This window comes from Paenibacillus shenyangensis (assembly GCF_000346635.1).
GTDB lineage: Bacteria > Bacillota > Bacilli > Paenibacillales > Paenibacillaceae > Saccharibacillus > Saccharibacillus dauci.
Window position 1 is genome coordinate 1 of record NZ_AOIG01000042.1, and the last position, 17561, is coordinate 17561.

General features: G+C 35.6%; 17 protein-coding genes. 6 read left to right on the forward strand and 11 right to left on the reverse strand.

Annotated elements, in window-relative coordinates:
* Together H065_RS26690 and H065_RS0124425 are read right to left on the reverse strand one after the other, a co-directional pair.
* Nucleotides 1–968: relaxase/mobilization nuclease domain-containing protein (locus tag H065_RS26690; protein WP_238558028.1), on the reverse strand; the 968-nt coding region annotated here is incomplete at its 3' end.
* Nucleotides 969–1021: 53 nt separating this feature from the next.
* Nucleotides 1022–1348, reverse strand: coding sequence for a plasmid mobilization protein (locus H065_RS0124425; protein ID WP_017815732.1), 327 nt, complete (start codon nucleotides 1346–1348; stop codon nucleotides 1022–1024).
* 270 nt (nucleotides 1349–1618) lie between these two features.
* Here H065_RS0124425 and H065_RS0124430 point away from each other — a divergent pair, with 270 nt between their 5' ends.
* On the forward strand, nucleotides 1619–2353 hold the full coding sequence (locus H065_RS0124430) for a hypothetical protein (RefSeq protein ID WP_017815733.1): 735 nt from the start codon (nucleotides 1619–1621) through the stop codon (nucleotides 2351–2353).
* On the opposite strand, the gene H065_RS0124435 is transcribed toward H065_RS0124430, so the two are convergent.
* A complete protein-coding gene (locus H065_RS0124435) occupies nucleotides 2330–5296 on the reverse strand; it encodes a Tn3 family transposase (protein ID WP_017815734.1) in 2967 nt (988 codons plus the stop codon). The genes H065_RS0124430 and H065_RS0124435 overlap by 24 nt on opposite strands.
* A 146-nt stretch (nucleotides 5297–5442) precedes the next feature.
* Between H065_RS0124435 and H065_RS0124440 the strand changes: the two genes are divergently transcribed.
* A complete protein-coding gene (locus H065_RS0124440; RefSeq protein ID WP_017815735.1) occupies nucleotides 5443–6012 on the forward strand; it encodes a recombinase family protein in 570 nt (189 codons plus the stop codon).
* Between the two features lie 73 nt (nucleotides 6013–6085).
* Here H065_RS0124440 and H065_RS0124445 read toward each other — a convergent pair whose 3' ends face one another.
* Together H065_RS0124445 and H065_RS0124450 are read right to left on the reverse strand one after the other, a co-directional pair.
* Entirely contained in the window at nucleotides 6086–6508 is a 423-nt protein-coding gene (locus H065_RS0124445) for a universal stress protein (protein ID WP_017815736.1), read from the reverse strand.
* 27 nt (nucleotides 6509–6535) lie between these two features.
* Nucleotides 6536–7558, reverse strand: coding sequence for a YeiH family protein (locus tag H065_RS0124450; protein ID WP_017815737.1), 1023 nt, complete (start codon nucleotides 7556–7558; stop codon nucleotides 6536–6538).
* 148 nt (nucleotides 7559–7706) lie between these two features.
* On the opposite strand from H065_RS0124450, the gene H065_RS0124455 reads away from it, so the two are divergent.
* Both H065_RS0124455 and H065_RS28415 read left to right on the forward strand, forming a co-directional pair.
* Complete coding sequence (locus H065_RS0124455; RefSeq protein ID WP_017815738.1) at nucleotides 7707–8582, forward strand: LysR family transcriptional regulator; 876 nt, start codon at nucleotides 7707–7709, stop codon at nucleotides 8580–8582.
* Between the two features lie 178 nt (nucleotides 8583–8760).
* A complete protein-coding gene (locus H065_RS28415; protein WP_238558029.1) occupies nucleotides 8761–8943 on the forward strand; it encodes a hypothetical protein in 183 nt (60 codons plus the stop codon).
* Between the two features lie 1045 nt (nucleotides 8944–9988).
* Here the strand turns inward: H065_RS28415 and H065_RS0124465 are convergent.
* Both H065_RS0124465 and H065_RS27765 read right to left on the reverse strand, forming a co-directional pair.
* Entirely contained in the window at nucleotides 9989–10216 is a 228-nt protein-coding gene (locus H065_RS0124465) for a hypothetical protein (protein WP_017815740.1), read from the reverse strand.
* Nucleotides 10217–10301: 85 nt separating this feature from the next.
* On the reverse strand, nucleotides 10302–10835 hold the full coding sequence (locus H065_RS27765) for a hypothetical protein (protein WP_238558030.1): 534 nt from the start codon (nucleotides 10833–10835) through the stop codon (nucleotides 10302–10304).
* Nucleotides 10836–11704: 869 nt separating this feature from the next.
* Between H065_RS27765 and H065_RS28605 the strand changes: the two genes are divergently transcribed.
* Nucleotides 11705–11863, forward strand: coding sequence for a helix-turn-helix domain-containing protein (locus H065_RS28605; protein WP_081604209.1), 159 nt, complete (start codon nucleotides 11705–11707; stop codon nucleotides 11861–11863).
* 147 nt (nucleotides 11864–12010) lie between these two features.
* On the opposite strand, the gene H065_RS0124480 is transcribed toward H065_RS28605, so the two are convergent.
* From H065_RS0124480 to H065_RS0124490, 3 genes are all read right to left on the reverse strand, one after another.
* Complete coding sequence (locus tag H065_RS0124480; RefSeq protein WP_017815743.1) at nucleotides 12011–12310, reverse strand: hypothetical protein; 300 nt, start codon at nucleotides 12308–12310, stop codon at nucleotides 12011–12013.
* Nucleotides 12291–13079 carry a ParA family protein gene (locus H065_RS0124485; protein ID WP_017815744.1) on the reverse strand — a complete coding sequence of 263 codons (789 nt, stop codon included), beginning with the start codon at nucleotides 13077–13079 and terminating at the stop codon, nucleotides 12291–12293. Before H065_RS0124485 ends, H065_RS0124480 begins: the two co-directional genes overlap by 20 nt.
* A 1637-nt stretch (nucleotides 13080–14716) precedes the next feature.
* Entirely contained in the window at nucleotides 14717–15877 is a 1161-nt protein-coding gene (locus H065_RS0124490; RefSeq protein WP_017815745.1) for a replication initiator protein A, read from the reverse strand.
* Nucleotides 15878–16110: 233 nt separating this feature from the next.
* Here H065_RS0124490 and H065_RS0124495 point away from each other — a divergent pair, with 233 nt between their 5' ends.
* Entirely contained in the window at nucleotides 16111–16383 is a 273-nt protein-coding gene (locus H065_RS0124495) for a hypothetical protein (protein ID WP_017815746.1), read from the forward strand.
* Between the two features lie 257 nt (nucleotides 16384–16640).
* Here the strand turns inward: H065_RS0124495 and H065_RS0124500 are convergent, their stop codons facing one another.
* Nucleotides 16641–16832: a hypothetical protein gene (locus H065_RS0124500; protein ID WP_238558031.1), complete on the reverse strand. Its 192-nt coding sequence runs from the start codon at nucleotides 16830–16832 to the stop codon at nucleotides 16641–16643.
* Between the last annotated feature and the right edge of the window lie 729 nt (nucleotides 16833–17561).

Consider the following 17561-nt stretch of genomic DNA (forward strand, 5'->3'; position numbering starts at 1 on the left):
TTTAGTTTTAAAACACGCCCTAGGTAGTTCAGTTGTTTTGATAATTTAGTAATTTCGATCTCCATACTAAAATCTCTTCTCGCGTTTCTTCTTTTCGCTTCGGCAGCTTGCAGGTTTGATAAAGAACGAATCAGAGCGATCAAAAGCATAAAGTTAACAACAAGTGATCCACGCTTGTATTTATATCTTCTCGATAAGTCGATCAACTGATTCCGCTTTGTACTATTTTTAAACCGATACTGATAATTTTTAGGACGCTGCGTAAAGTCAAATTCTCGAAACTGTATTCTCTCTTTAATTTTTTCTTCAGTATATTCAGCTCCCAAGGTTCTACCTCGCACATTACGTTCCATTCCTGGTGCTTTAAAAGTCATGAACTTCACATTTCCCTGCTTCATTACATAACCACGCGCACGCATCTGGTTCATAAAATCTTCAAATGAAGAAGAAGCTTTTATCACAGTATCAATTTCTGCACGAATATGTGCTTTCCACGAACTACCTTTTTTTTCTTCATTCCATTCTTTATAAGATTTAGGAGTAGAATTTTCATTAAAAGGAATAATACTCAAATCATATTCTTTAGCAATAAGATCCGAATAGTCTCTGGCATCTTTCAGACTTTGCCTGCAAGCATTAAACTTTCTTCCCTCAATAGAAACAGAATTAATAATAACATGGTTATGAATATGTCCTTTATCCATGTGCGTACTTAATACGAACTGGTACTTATCATCAAACATTTTCTTTGCCCACTTTAATCCAATTTCATGAGCTTGGTACGGATCGTTAATTTCATTTTCTTTGAATGATTGAATAAAATGAAATCCAAGAATACCTTTTTCTTTATCATGCATTTTTTTATTAGCCAGCATTTGTTTATAAGCCAGCTTATCGTTTGAAGCACAATTCACTCCAGTAACTAAACATCCGTGATCTGTTTTTTTATCGTTTACAATATACCGCAATGATCGGTTAAGACTTGTCTTAATTGTCAGCTGCTTAACATATGCCAAATTTTTCACCCCCCCTTATAAAACTCTTCTATTTGCTTATAGATCTTATTGAGCTGATTTTTTAAGAAGCGTATATCTTCATATGGAACAGATTCAATTTGATTTGCTCGATGAGCAACCTGATTAATATTATTTCCGATTTTGTTAACCTCATATACTAACGTATCCACAGAGGTGAAATCCTGCTTTACAATGATTCCGTCAACCGTCATTTTACGACAGTACTTACTCCTATCTAGGACAGCAGCTTTAGATTTTTGATCAATAATGTTTAACTCTTCTTCCGTGACATAGAATTTCACCAGTTTGTCTCGTGTTCTTTTTTTCGCCATTCTGTTCACCTTCTTTTCAGGGGTCTTAGGGCGCAGCCCTAAAATGCCGGGTATTAGGGTGAAACCCTCACAAGCAATCTTTTCGGAAGTGTGATCACACTTCCAATGCTTGCTTATCTTTCTAAATACAACGATAATACTACATAATTTTATTCCCTACTACATATGTATCATTTTTTACATAATAGTTTACGAATTAAATGTAACTATGTTAGGCTTTTTCTTCTTGGCCAACACATACTTAATTACACAACTAAGGAGATACATCATATGCCTAAAATTAAGGTGAGCAATTTACTAGCCGCAGCTCTAAGCGTTTCCATTATTGGTTCGAGTTCAACGGCTTTTGCCAGTAGTAATGAATCGAATATAGAAAACAATAAAACATGGACAGAGTCTGCTACGGTAGTAAGTGTTGGAGAAAATATTGGAGATCTTAAAAATACTTATGAATACCATAAATCACAAGCTGAAGATGGTAGCACAACTGTTAAGTTAACTGTCAGCAAGCATTATGAGCTTTCTCCTGAAGCTACTGTCATCCAAAAAGAGGAATTTTCTGATCATACAGATACTTATGAATTTAAAATAGATAATGATGGAGAATATTTTGTTAATGGTGAGAAATTGACTCAGCAGGAATTGAATACTCCTATAACTGCTCCAACACAAAATACAGATTCACTTTTCTCAACAATGGCTGTAGCTTCACAAGACACTGGTGGAATACCATCTATTACACATTATTATGGTGATTTTACTAACTATCATCTTTCAAGTTATGATGGCGTAAGTATTCTTGGAAACCCTAAAGGCAGCAATCATACAGCGAGTGGAAAAATAAGTAATCCTTATGTTCAACGAGCTATGTCTTTGATTGATGGTGCAAGCAGCAACATCAAAACTAGGGGTAGCGTCAGGAAAATGCGGATTTACAACGCTAAGCACATTTTCGAGACGATTCCCCCATTTTTAACAACGTTAAGAAAATTTCAATGGTCTTAAAGAATCTAACGAGACCATTTTCTCGGAATTAAAATGGTATTCTCCTAGCAAATTAATATGTTCCCAACCTAGAGGCGACATATGGTGCAATAATTCTTCATTAAAACTACTAGCCTGTTTTTGATATTCAACTGCTTTTGTTAGGTGTAAGGTATTCCATATACTGATGGCATTAATGATTATGTTTAAGGCACTGGCCCTTTGCAATTGATGTTGTATAGTCCGTTCCCTAAGCTCACCTTGTTTTCCGAAGAAAATAGCTCTTGCTAATCCATTCATGGCTTCTCCTTTATTCAATCCTCTTTGTATTTTTCTTCTTAATGATTCATCCGATATATAATTCAAAATAAAGATCGTTTTTTCTATTCGGCCCATCTCACGTAAGGCCGAAGCCAAGCTGTTTTGTCTTGAATAGGAACCTAGTTTCCCCATAATAAGGGATGCTGAAACTGTTCCCTCTCTTATAGAATGAGCTAATCGCAAAACATCCTCATAATTTTCTTTAATGACCTTTGTATTTATTTGTCCACGTAAAATGGCTTCTAATTTTGGATATTCACTTGCTTTATCTATTGTAAATAATTTTGAGTCTGATAAATCTCTTATTCTAGGAGCAAATTTAAATCCTAATAAATGAGTCAGTCCGAATATTTGGTCTGTGTAACCGGCCGTGTCTGTATAATGCTCTTCTATATTTAGATCCGTCTCATGGTGCAACAATCCATCCAAAACATGAATCGCATCCCTTGAATTTGTATGAATAATCTTTGTGTAGTAAGAAGAGAATTGATCACTAGTAAAACGGTAGATGGTGGCTCCTTTTCCAGTCCCGTAATGTGGGTTTGCATCTGCATGAAGTGATGAAACACCTAGCTGCATTCTCATACCATCTGATGAGGATGTTGTACCGTCGCCCCAATTGGAGGACAACTGTAATTTATGATGGAAATTTACTAATATGGCTTGGGCTTTATTCATTGCATCTTCATACATACGCCATTGAGATACATTGGCTAGTTGCTTATATGTAAGTCCGGGTGTGGCCTCGGCCATCTTGCTCAAGCCAATATTCATACCCATTCCTAAAAGGGCAGCCATGATAATGATTGTTTCTTCCTTATCTGGTTTTCGATTATTGGAAGCATGAGTGAATTGCTCATGAAATCCTGTTATATGAGCCACATCCATGAGTAAATCAGTTAACTTTATTCTTGGTAGTATCTGATAGAGGCTTGCGCTAAATTTTTTTGCTTCTTCTGGAACATCTTTTTCTAAGCGTGCAAGTGACAGTTTTCCTTTTTCAAGAGAAACTCCATCTAGCTTGTTGAAATTGGCAGCTAACCACTTTAACCTTTCATTAAGGCTTCTAGTTCTCTCTGTTATATAATCTTCAAATGATAAACTAACTGATAATCTCGTATTCCCCTTCGATTGATTCCATGTATCTTCCGAAAACAAATATTCCTCAAAATCCCTATATTGTCTGCTGCCCACAATGGAAACATCTCCTGCCCGAACATGCTCCCGAAGTTCTGTTAAAACAGCCATTTCATAGTAATGACGATTAATTGTTGTACCATCATCCTCGTATAAATGCTTTTTCCATCGTTTTGAAATAAAATCCACAGGTGAGTCGTCAGGCACTTTTCGCTTTCCGGATTCGTTCATTCCTCGGATAATCTCAACAGCCTGTAAAAGTGGCTCATTTGCTTTTGTAGAATGAAATTCCAATACTCTTAATAGCGTTGGCGTATATTTTCTTAGTGAATAAAACCGTTTTTGCAGTAAGTCCAAATAATCATAGTCGGCAGGACGTGCAAGCTCCTGAGCCTCTTCTACTGAAGAGACAAAGGTATTCCATTCAATAACCGATTCTAAAACCTTAAAAACATCTAATTTTTCCTCTTTTGCTTTAATTAATGCTTGTCCGATGTTCGTAAAGTGTATAACTTTCTCATTTAGCTTTTTACCATTTTGTTTCTGGATTTCCTCTTGAGCCTTACGACCTTTTGATAACAAACTAAGTATTTGCCTATCATGAATTTCAAACGCTTTATCCGTTAGCTCCTGAGTAAGTTGTAATAAATAGACGGTTAATATCGAATAACGTTTATTTTTTTGAAAGTCACGGAATGCATACGGCTCGTATCTTGAACCTAAGCGAGACAGCTGCAACAGGCGGTTGCGGTGCAAATGACTAATTTGTACCGTTTCCAATTCCATTCCTCGTATATATTCGAGTCGTTCTATTACTTTTAGAAATGTTTCGGGTGAAGGATGACCCGGTGGTTCCTTTAACCAACCCAATATCGTTTTATTAGATTCAGATGGATGCTGCGAAGTAATAATCTCTTCAAGCTTTTCTTTTTGCTCATTTGTAAGAGATTTACTAACTGTATTAAATAGCTTCTTTTCAGCCATCGCCCTTGCTTCCCACACCATTCTTTCAAGTGTAGTGATAGCAGGCAGTATAATTTTGTTTTTTCTTAGAAAATCTATGCATTCATGCAGTAGATGAATGGGATCACCATTTTCCAAAGCTAATTGATGAAGGTACTTAAATGTCATTCGATATTCACTCAGGGTAAAAGTTACAAAGTCGTATTCACTTCGAATTTCTTTCAAATGATCCCAAAGTGTATTTTCCCTTTGAGGATAATGACCAAGCGAGGATGGACTAGCACCAATCTGTTTCGATATATATTGTATGACCGAATCTGGGATGCTTTTGATATGAGTGTATGGCCAACCGGGATACCGAAGAACAGCTAATTGAACGGCAAACCCTAAACGGTTTTCTTCCCTCCTTCGCTTATTAACTATTTCTAAATCACGTTTGGAAAAAGTGAAGTAGGTCCCCAATATCCATTCATCTTCAGGGATTTGCATAAAAGACTGTCTCTGTTCCGGTGTAAGCAATTCTCTACCTCTCGCAATTTTCATTCAGTATCATCCCATTTCTGTATTTTTCAATTTATTAGTTCAATTATATATCAATAGAGTGTACTCTATTGATACAAGTGTAGTAGACAGATAAAATCATAGTAGGGAGTGTCTCATAAGACTTGTATCAAAAACGAGGTGGTATGATGCGAAAAATCGGTTATATACGTGTCAGTTCAACTAGCCAGAATCCTTCAAGGCAATTTCAGCAATTGAACGAAATCGGAATGGATATCATTTTTGAAGAAAAAGTTTCTGGAGCAACAAAGGATCGTGAGCAACTTCAAAAAATGTTAGAGGATTTACAGGAAGGTGACATTATTTATGTTACAGACTTAACTCGGATCACTCGAAGTACGCAGAATTTATTTGAAATGATTGATTTAATACGCAGTAAAATGGCAAACTTAAAATCACTCAAGGATACATGGTTAGATTTATCAGAAGATAATCCATACAGCCAATTCTTAATTACGGTAATGGCTGGCGTTAACCAATTAGAGCGAGATCTTATTCGTATGCGTCAGCGTGAAGGGATTGAGCTAGCAAAGAAAGAAGGAAAGTTTAAAGGTCGATTAAAGAAATATCATAAAAATCACGCAGGTATGAATTATGCAGTTAAACTATATAAAGAAGGAGGAATGACTGTAAATCAAATTTGTGAAATTACAAATGTATCTAGAGCTTCTTTATATAGAAAATTATCTGAAACATGAAAAGGATTAAAGAATTAAAGGATTATAGGAGTATTAAGGGCTTTACCTTATGGTAAGCCCTTAATTTGAAGAATTACTTCTTAACAATCAAGACAGGAATTTCGGACCGGTGTAACACCCCTTGAGCAACACTGCCCACCAATACTCGATCAAAAACACCTCTTCCATGACTACCCAATATAATAAGATCTACTTCCTCTGTTTGGGCAACATGACAAATGGTTTGACTTTGGTGACTTATTTGATGATTATATTCAAGACGATCCTTCCAAGGTTGAAGGACTCCTTCCATAATTTTCTTTTCAATATGTTTACTAAGTTCTTTTTCGTATCGATCCACTGCTTCAGTTGCAAAATCATAGGCGTAATTTTCTTTAACCGTGACGTAAAGCACAACACCTGTTGCATTTGGCCAAGCTTCCAAGAACTCCCCTGTCATTCTTGCGGCATGTTCAGAATAAGCCGAACCATCAGTAGGAAATAATATTTTATTCATTTAAGAAACCTCCTGATTTACAATTAATTACATTGTGAAGTATGTGATAACAGATAACAAAACAGATGTAATAGCCATTGCTAGAAGTGGTCTTAACGCTTTCGTTCTAAGGTCTTTTAGACTAACATTTAAACCTAATCCAATCATAGCCATAGTTAGGATAAAGGAAGTGAAGAAAGAGATGCTATTCATGACACTAGTTGGGACGGTAATCAAATGACCAAGGACATAACTTCCAAATAAGCTCATGATAATAAAACCTATGAGAAACCATGGAAATTCAATTTTAGCATCAGAATCTGATTCAACTTTATTTTTTCGTTTCATCCAGTACATAAGAATAAAACTAAGTGGAACGAGTAAGAAAACACGACCTAGTTTCGCTAACAAAGCAATAGCAAGTGCATCTGGACCAGCAGGCGCTCCTGCTAAGGCAACATGAGCAATTTCGTGTAGACCTACACCTGACCAAACACCGTATTGAAGGTCTGTCAAAGGGAGAAACGGACGTAAGATAGTGTATGTTATGGCGAAAATGGTACCAACTAAAGCAATTATACCTGCCCCAATAGCAGTATCTTCATCCTTTGCTTTCAAAATGGGTGAAACGGCTGCAATTGCAGCAGCGCCACACACCCCTGTTCCAATTCCTAATAACAAGGATAAGGAAGAATTCGCTTTGAATAGTTTTGCAAGCAACATTGTAAGAAGGATTGAAAAAACGATGGTTCCGACATCTCTTGCAAGCAAACCTAACCCTTGATGAAAAACAACATCAATGTTTAGTTTTAACCCAAAAAGGATAATAGCAAGCCTTAACAACCTTTTGGCAGAGAATTGGATTCCAGTACGGAATTTCTCAGGATATCCCCAAATTTGTCGATAAACTACTGCAATGATGATTGCACAGGCGAGCTGACCAACATGATCTAACCCGGGTATTTGTGATAATCCAAAACCAACTAATGCAATAATAAAGGTAAATCCAACACCACCGAACCAAAGTCCTCTCGAGGATGATTTTTTATGTTTTGCTAATGATGTATTCATTTTAACAACTCCTATATTTGCTTCCTTGTATTAAGAGTATATTTGTTTTGATAATAAGTAAAATAGATTATAATTATAGCTGTAATATAAAATTACTTATCATTGAAGTTTCTTAGACCCCATTTTATTCTAAGGAGGAAGACTCATAATGGATCAATCTTTACTTGTATTTACTACAGTTGCAGAACAAAAGAACTTTACTCGAGCAGCTGAACTTCTCCATATGACACAACCAGCAGTCAGCAATTATATACAAACGTTAGAAAAAAACATGGGGATAAAATTGTTAGAGAGGACAAACAAATATGTTCGACTTACCAAGGCTGGAGAAATAGTATTTCATCACGCCAAGGACATCTTAGGTCTCTATACTCGAATGGAAAGACTCATTGATGATTTAAAACATACTGCAAGTGGTCCTCTTTCTATTGGTGCAAGTTATACTTTCGGAGAATACATTCTTCCTCATAAAATTGCCAGTTTGCTTAAATCCTATCCATTATTAAATCCAATCATTACTATAAAAAATTCTAATGAAATTATAGATTTAATAAAGAAACACGAGGTAGATGTTGGGATAATCGAAGGAGAGGCTAATAATGAAAATATAAAGGTTATACCATTTTCTCTTGACGAGTTATCAATTACAGTCCCTTCAAATCACCATTTAGCAGAACAAAAGGAAATAGACCCCTTGTTATTAAACCTAGAGACTTGGTTAGTTCGTGAAGAAGGTTCTGGAACGAGAGAAATGCAAGAAAAGGGATTTAAACAATTGGGGTTTTCTCCGAAGAAGTATATGACATTTGGGAGTACGCAAGTTATTAAGGAATCTATTGAAGCTGGTCTAGGAATTTCTATACTCTCACACGCGTCAATAAAAAACGAACTAGAACTTGGTAAAGTGAAGTTACTTGATATAAATGGGTTTCCAATCTCACGAAATTTTTCACTTATAACTCCAAGAGTTGAATTTTATACAAAAGCAATCGAGATATTTATTGAATCCTTAGTTATAGAATGAAATCCAGTCAATTGTGAATAACGAGGTGAAAAGCAAGCCCTATCAACGTGGAACAAGTTCATCCAATGTCAGATAAAATAAATACCAATCCTCCACGTATCGTTGTTAAAATCGGGTTATTAATCTTGGGAGTGATCTTAGCGTTGTAAATCCGCATTTTCCTGACGCTACCCCAACTATGAATAATTCTAGACATGTATTTGTAACAGCAGCTGGTTCATTTGCTGTTACGATCGAATCAGTTATAGGCGCCATTGTTTCTGGGGGATCTGCAGCTGGTGCAGCTGGAACTTTGTATGACGCATACAAAGATGCTAATTCTGACCTTGCTCAAGCTGCCTCATATATTGATAGAATCTAAACAAATAAAAGATTTAAAGAACGAATAGCTTTAACTATAAGAGTTAAAGTTATTCGTTCTAATCTTAGTGAAAGGTGTAGATAGATGTGCTTATTATTCTTATATGTTCATTTTTGATTTTAGCTGGTATGATTTATCACTTTTTTTATTACAAATCTAAACCTCACATTATGAATACAGTACTAGCTCTATTAGGAATAAGCTTTCTCTTTATACAAGAAGAATTCAAAAAAGAATTTACTTCATTATTTTATATATTATTAACTCTCTACATTATTCTTGGGATAATCCCTTTAATACAATTTGCACTTAGAGCTTCAAAAAGGTAAATCGTATTTTGTATAAGTAGTTCTACTTAGTGATCATATAGTTAAGAAACAAATGCTTATTGATAATTACAGTCCATATTAAAGTATACACTTTCATTTTTAATTATTTTTCTTCTTAAGATGGTTACTTGAAAGTGTATAAATACATAGTACTATTTAGAATTGTTGACTACGGTTCTGAGAAAAGATTATCCAGTGCTTGTTTACTTTCCTCGCTGCTTGGTTTAGTACAGGAGTAAAATTAGGAATCCCAGTCTTTTGCTTAATGATCTGTACAAATACTCAACACCTGGCTTCGTTAATCTCCCCTGTCCTCTTGTCAAAATAAACAACTTTTTGGTGTTAAGATTTCCTCGTTCTTCAAGCCATTCTATGTAATGCTTTTCTCAAGTTTCTGTTCATTTCTATACGCCTTGCTTTGCCACCTCGAACGAAAATATCCGGTTTCAAAAGATATATCCTCGACTTATAAATCTGTCACTTCACTCCCTCTTAGTCCAGCAAACAACTGAAAATATAGAACGTCTGAGTCCATAGGTAGGTTTAAGGTCTTCTGACTCTCTCAGGCTTTTGTTTTACACCGGTTGAATAGCCTAATCGCGGACATATCTCATTTGCGATTCTTTCATTCAATTTTCTACTTGGGCCATTTACTTGAACAAATAGGTCAGGTAGATTTGTAGATTTGAAAAAAACCGCTTCATGAAAAGAAGCGGTTAGACTTTGAGCGATTTTGCTTTTAAAAATTTAATTCCAGTATTAATAAACACCGGTAAGGAGAGTAAAACAATTGCAAACAACTTACTGTCCCATGATTTAATAACATCGGAAAATATAGTGAATATCATCATTCCAAAAATCATGAATTTTGTAATAAGTCCTAACAAATTATTCATTGAATAAAGTACAGTAGCTACTAACACTACAATAAGTCCTTGAATCATATTTATACCTCCTTCAAATGAAATCACCCTAATTATAACATTACATATAATTTTTGATTTTTTAATATACATGAAATATTAAAAATTATTTAGAAATTAATCCTTTACCATATCCAATAGGTATTACGTAATAGGTAGCAGAACCATCTTTATAAGTTCGCTCTTTACCATCGTATACTGCATCCTTAAAAGCTGATTGGAAATTGGATCCCGCATACATTCCGAGAGCTGCCATGGCTTTTTTTATTGCATTGACGTATCCGGAGTTCCACTCTGTAGCACCCACATCAGCTAAATGGTCGTATACAATCACCGAATCACCACCACTATTCTTAGCGTAAGAAAAGAAGTTTTTCCCCGTTTTTGAATCCTTGATAGCTACTCGACCAGAGTCACTATTTGCCACTACCATAAAGCCAGTTCCTTTGAGAGCTTGGGCTACTGTATTACCTCGGTTAATGATAACTGGGTCAGTAGTATTACCAACTGGTGTTACTCCTGTGACAGAAGACGAAGTAGTGGGCCGAGTCACTAGAGAAATTGGCAAATCATCAATTTCAGCCGGATCACTTGGAGTGTTTGGACGAGTGCCGAGCTTCTTGCTTGAACTATTGTTCAAAACGTTTTTAATGAAAGCAGCGGCTTCTGCACGGGTCAGAGAATCTTGACCTTTATATCCAGGATTTACAACACTTTGCTCATTAGTCCATTCAAGGGTTTTATATGCCCAGTGAGTAGATACTACGTCTTTAAAGGAAGTGGCTTCAGCGAATGATCCTATTACAAGAGATATTGATAAGACAGGAATAAAATTACAAACTCTTTTTTCATTTTAATTATCCTTTCTTTGTATCAGTTAATTTAAAATTATAGGTTCTCTTCTATCTATCCTTTTATTAGTACACCATTTTTTAAATGATGCAATAAGAAAGAGGGATGCTCTATATATACAAATGTATTACAGACTCCATTTTTAAAAGATTTAAGTAATCCAGGACGAGAATTTAGTAATGCTTTTTTCAAAAACGAACTTTGTCTAAGCAGCAAGTTTTGTTTTATCAAAATAATATAGCAGACGAAATGTGTATTATAAAAAAAGGGTCACTCCAAATTTATAGGCAAGATTAAGAACGAATTATCATTCTAGGTCATCAATTTGCTGAACAAACGATCGGCGAATTGGAAGCTATTCATCGCGACAACAGACGCTAAGCGTCTGTTTCGGCACTAGAAAATACGACTCCATAGATGATTAAAATTAAACAGTTAGATGAACTTATTGAAATGTATCCAACGATTTTGCGACGGATGTTTTATGTGGTTAGTGATCGTTTGTTTCAAGCAGATCACAAGATTGAATATCTCGATTTTTTAGATGTTCGAATACGCATTGCCAATTTTCTACTCGATTTATACACGAATTTTGGCGAGTCGCTTAAAGAAAGGGGATTAATCATTTGGAAAGTTGCACAATAGCATCTTGCTGATATGGTTGGTATTGGACGAGAGTCAGCCACTAAATCATTAGAAGAATTCCAACAAGATGGTATAATCCAAATTCAACGAAGAATGATTGCGATTTTAGACTTTAAGAATTTATACAGTCTTGCTGGTGAAGCAGCTACTGGAGATCGCCAGTGGCATTAATACTATACTTATCATACCCATACAAATGATTGTAAGCATACTTAAATCTTAAAACCTTTATATTAATTACTCTCATTACTATCATATTAATTCAATCCGAAAAAAACGTAAATGTATACGTACACGTATACATTTACGTTTTTTTTATCAACCAAAATATTTTTCTAAAGCCTCATTAATTATTCTAGTTTTATCACCACGATCAACACAACTATCATCTAACATCTCTTTGAGATCATTCCTTATCCAAACAGTATCTCTCTTATGAGTATCTTCAAATTTCGGCTTCTTACTCTTTAGAGGTTTTTTTGTATCTATCAGATCCGCATGAACGCTTTTAACCGGCTGTTCTACAATAGGCTGGCTTAAAGCAGTATCCGGTATATTTGAATTAGTCTTTTTCAATTGCTGTTTAATCCTATCAATATTAGACTGTGACTTTGACACGTTGCATCAGCTCCTCCATAAACTCTCTATACGGGTTTAAAGCATTGTTCAATTCATAACCTTTATTAAATCCGTTAATCCCTAAACGGCCAATTGCAGCTGTACGAGTTAATACAGTTTTAAAACAAACATCTTCATAGTCAGCTTCAATTAGCTCAATAAAAGCTTTATTATCATATCTACGTGCATCGATCAGGGATCTCAAAATACCAGCGATCTCTAATTTATCATTAACTGTACTTTGAATATGAATACAGGTTTCCAAAAAACGACCAATTGCTGAATAACAGAATTTACTCGCTTCAAACATAGCTACTACAGCATTAGAAGCAGCCAACGCATTGATTGTTTGATCTCCCAAAGCCGGTGGTGTATCTATAATAATATAATCATAATCATCTTGGACACTATCCAACGTTTGTTTTAATACCAGTGCGCGATTGCCTTTATAACCATCATAGAGCCATGAAGGAAATGCTGCTAAATGATCTTCTGCAGTAAGTATATCTAACCGATCATTACCTGGAATCTTTTGAACATACTTTCTTGCATTTTGTTCTTTCATAGCTTCAAATACTGTTTGACCTTGATAATCATATATATCAACATCCGGCCCCATCAACAATTCCGTCATATTCCCCTGAGAATCTAAATCTACAGCTAAAACTCTTTTCCCTAATTCTGCACTTAATAAATATGCCGCAATTGCAGATGTAGTAGTCTTACTCGATCCACCTTTTTGAATACCAAATGATATTACGGTTGCCATAAACTAACCTCCATTTAATATAAGTTTAGCACTACTATAACATATTAATACGTATACGTAAACGTAAATATATACGTAAGTGTAGACTGAATAGTTGTTGTTCCTCAGGTGCAGAAACAAGTGTACCTACAGGTGATACACTATTGTGAAATATTCATACTATGATAAATTATAAATAGTAATGATCTAAACTGTACTCCCTTCTACTATAGAGCACCTGTGGACAATCCTACTAATAACATCTTTTTATCCACAACCCGTTAAAAAGGAAACCATGCTACGCATGCCAAAAAGATTTTAAACATTCTCCCCACGCCCACCCCTACATTTGCGGCTCAATTTTTATTGTTGACAAAAGGTTTAAATTATGGGCGGTGAGAGGGGAGGAGTGAGAGAGCCGCAGCCCCCTATATTTAGGGGGAAACTGCAGCTAATTGAATAGATAATCGGCGTATGAGCCGGGTTATCGTTTCGCTTCGCTTTTCGGGGGTTGATCGCGTCCAGGTCGTGCTTTACCGCGCATAGTCTAATACTTGCTACTAACTCCCCCCGGCAGCCTGCGCTGGTTAAAGCGCACACGGACGGGACGTTGGTCGATGGAGTCACATCGCCAATCTGGATGGTGGGGTTACAGATAGACTTTTCCCCATCAACGGAAGACACCTACAGCCATCTAGTCTCCAGACAACTGTACCGAACTTCGCCGGCTCTGCTGGAGGGACACTACGCAGGGGGTGGGACGACAGGAACCATCACCATCAACGCTACAGCTGCAGCGAGTTTATTTAGTGTCGTTTTAGGTGGCATTGATCGCCCAATATTGAGTTTAACTAGCTTTTCACGCTTATGTCGATGTAATTTGAGATGGATTCATAAAAAAGACAGCAAGAAAGTAGGCCTTTACCCGCTAATTTTTTTGAATTAGAAGTAAAAGCTTGATGTATAGTCCAACATTTAGCTTCATATGTAATAAAAAACTCTCTGTTTCAGTACTACCTTTAAAAAAGGGCAGTAGGAAATAGAGAGTCATGTCTTTACTTTAAATTTGTAGGTAGTATAATAACCTTATTATTTAAGTAAAGTCCATGCTCTTCAGGTGCTACAGAATGCCAGTCGCCAAACTTAGCCATTCTGTAATGCACGTAGTGTGGGCTTTTCTCATTCACAAGCCGATACGAGTTTATTACTTATCTCATCATACGTAAAAACCATAACTCCAGCAAATTGGCTGCTAGAGCTTTTTCCGTAGTTAAAGGGATGTTCTAAGACCCGTTTCCGTAGTTAAAGAGATGTTTTAAGACCTTTTTCCGTAGTTAAAGGGATGTTTTAGACTATATTTCAAAATTATTCATACTTTTTAATTTTTTTTTTGTCTTTTCCGTAGTTAAAGGGATGTTTTATAACCTTTTTCCGTAGTTAAAGGGATGTTTTTAAATTTTCCGTAGTTAAAGGGATGTTTTAACCAGTGGCGATATATTAGATCATTGCCCTTTAAAATCATTTTCCGTAGTTAAAAGGATGTTTTAAGTTTCGCTATTAAACTTACATAGGAATGCATGACATTATGGCAAATGAAGCTATGTGTAAAGGCGAAAGAAAAGGGGGTAGGATTCTCTTCTTTCGCCTTTAGCTCAACCTTATGATCTATCTTCTTCAAACAGTTCTAGTTGTTCGGGAATTTCTATAGTTTTTTCATTGGAGTTCAAAAACATCGAGTTTTTTGAAAGCGTTAAATATCGGTTCTCTAATCCTTGCTTTTTACCAGTTATTTCGTACCGATCTATAAAGCCTACAGACCTTAATTCCTCACACGCTTCTTTGATCCGCTCTATGATTTTATAGACTTGCATAATTGGCTGTGCGTTATCGAGAAAATGAAAATGCCCCGCTAAGGTAGACAGCTCAAGCTTTACTTCTTTTTGATCCGGATAAGAGGATACCAACCAATATAGCCCCTGTGCTAAGTACGATTTTAAATCGTTCATCAGTATAAGAGAAACATCAAATAGGTTGCCTTCTCTATTTGCTTCTACAAGCCAATCCGGAAGCTTAATTTCAAATTTATACTGATAGTGACTTGTAGTACCCACTTTTCGTCTGAAGGTGATTTGATCCAGTAAGCGAGTAAATGCTATTTCTTCATATTCAGCATTTTTAGAACGCTGGAATTGAGTTAATGTTACTTCTACATCTTTTAAGCGCAGCAATGACTCCTGGATGCGTTTATAGTTAGCTGATCCGTCAGATAGTCCTAGTTCACTTATAATATCTGCATATTTAAGTGACAGGGTCGCTTTCCCGTTATCATTTTGTTTATACCATAATGACTGAATAGCTCCCATGACACGCGCTTCATACGTCGTCAGAGCGCTTCCAGTAGCACTTTTAATATGGACAGCCTTTACCCCATGAGCAGTTGTTAAAACCTGCTTAGAGCGTGGATTGGCTGAAAATAAAGCATGCTGCGCAATGTTAGTATTGATAGGAACAACATCACGTAAATAATCTACGGCCTTCATCCTCATCGCATTTTCTAAAATATCTATTTTAGTTTTAATGAGCTGTTTATCATTTGCTTCATCTTCAAGATCAGCTCTTAAACATTCTCCAGCCTGATTACCAAACATAAATAATGCTTTAGAAGGTACATCCTTTATAAGTTGACTGCTTAACTCATCTAATGTCTCCTGCTGAATCGTTGATGCTTTTAGCGGATCAGTATGCCGCTTAGTAGATTTTAAAAATTGAAAAGCAGCAGCTTCCAATTTTATATTTAATTGCTCGGATAACTCACTCAATATTATCACTCCGTTCTTGTATACATTTACGTTTACGTTTACGTATTATTTTATATTACATTGTTATAGCAGTCAATCAAAACCAGTATACGCAACTGATAACATCAATTAAACTCTACTATTTTAAAGATCAACTAAGCTAGCTAATTATCATTTAAATGCATCCGATATAATAGTTATAAACTAAAAACGTAATCATTGGGTAATATTATTATAGAAGGGGCGTGAGCAAAATGATGATTATTTCTGTGTTTGCAATAGTATCTTTTATTGCTTGGATTCATGCAACAACTCTTAGACTGAAAAGAAAAAATTCTAAATATGATAAATATGTATTTTTTACAGGAGTTCTAAGCTTTTTGTTTTTGAACATAATTCAGTCTCAAACATTTGAATACAAAACCGCATATAATCTATTTTTTATAGCATATTCAGCTTTTGCAGTTCCATTCCATATCAAACTCATCGTGAACAATTTAAATAATAAAAAAACAAAGAAAGTATAGGAACGACTTATACCAATATTTATAGTTTCATATCATACAAGTTTTAGTAGTGTTCCTCAGTGTCATATTATGTATTCTAATACTACAACTCAATTATACTATTATAAAAAAGTGGCATTTCCAAGTTTAGAAAAGGCCACTTTTTTATAATAAGTAGTCAGGCATTTACGGATTCAATAAATACTATATTTGTTCGTTATCTTTTTTGAGATTTGCTGCTCCAATTAAGTCCAGTATACACGAACATCAGCGGACGCTTATCCAGTATAATCAATTTCTGTAGGGTTTCCTTGTTCATCAAAGGTTACTTCAACTTTCTTACCATCGGGATACTCTCGAATGACTTTATCCTGGATCATATAACTAAATGCGACACCTGCTGCGTGTGCTTCTTCTCTTGCTTGCTTTGCAGCAAGAATACCGATTTTCTTCCATTTCTTGGATGACATATACATAAAATCGCCTACCCTTTCTTGATATAGTATATCTTATTTTGAAATCACATAAAAAGCTTAAATCAATCCTACTGCTATTCATAGGAAGCTCCCTTCCTATGAATACCCTGAATAGGTGCGGTACCCACCAAACTCGAATTAGATCGATTGAAGATTTGAAAAATTTTCGATTTAGCACTTTTCGGAATTTGTTAGCGGTCTATGCACCGGATTTACCCGGCGCTGCATTTTTTATAGTGTGTTTGTATATAGGCTTGCGCTAAATGTTTAGAAAGTCGGTAACATCCCCGTTTGTAAAATCAATGAGGGTAATCATCGTGCGGCTTTTTTTCTGTTCCGCAGCAGATGCAATATTGAGAATAATATTTATTAGAAAATTCATATTAACGATATGGGTTGTATGGTTATGAATGATAGTAAAGGATTATAATACTGTTCGCTCATCTACGTTATCCGCCTCCATTTGAATAATTAATGTCAGTTATTAGGACTATTTTTGTATTGAAGGACAACCGATATTATCGCAAGAATCAAGCTGGTAATTTGTAATAACACAAGCGTTTAAATCATGGTTGTTATCTTCCTTCTATCATGGTAATATGGCAGGGTAAAGGATATTTCACCTTTACCCTGCCTTTGGCTAGGCAACTGAATTTACCACTTAGCGAATATTTCGCTTATTAGGCTTCGACCGTTTGCGGTAAACTGTACCCTACAAGATGG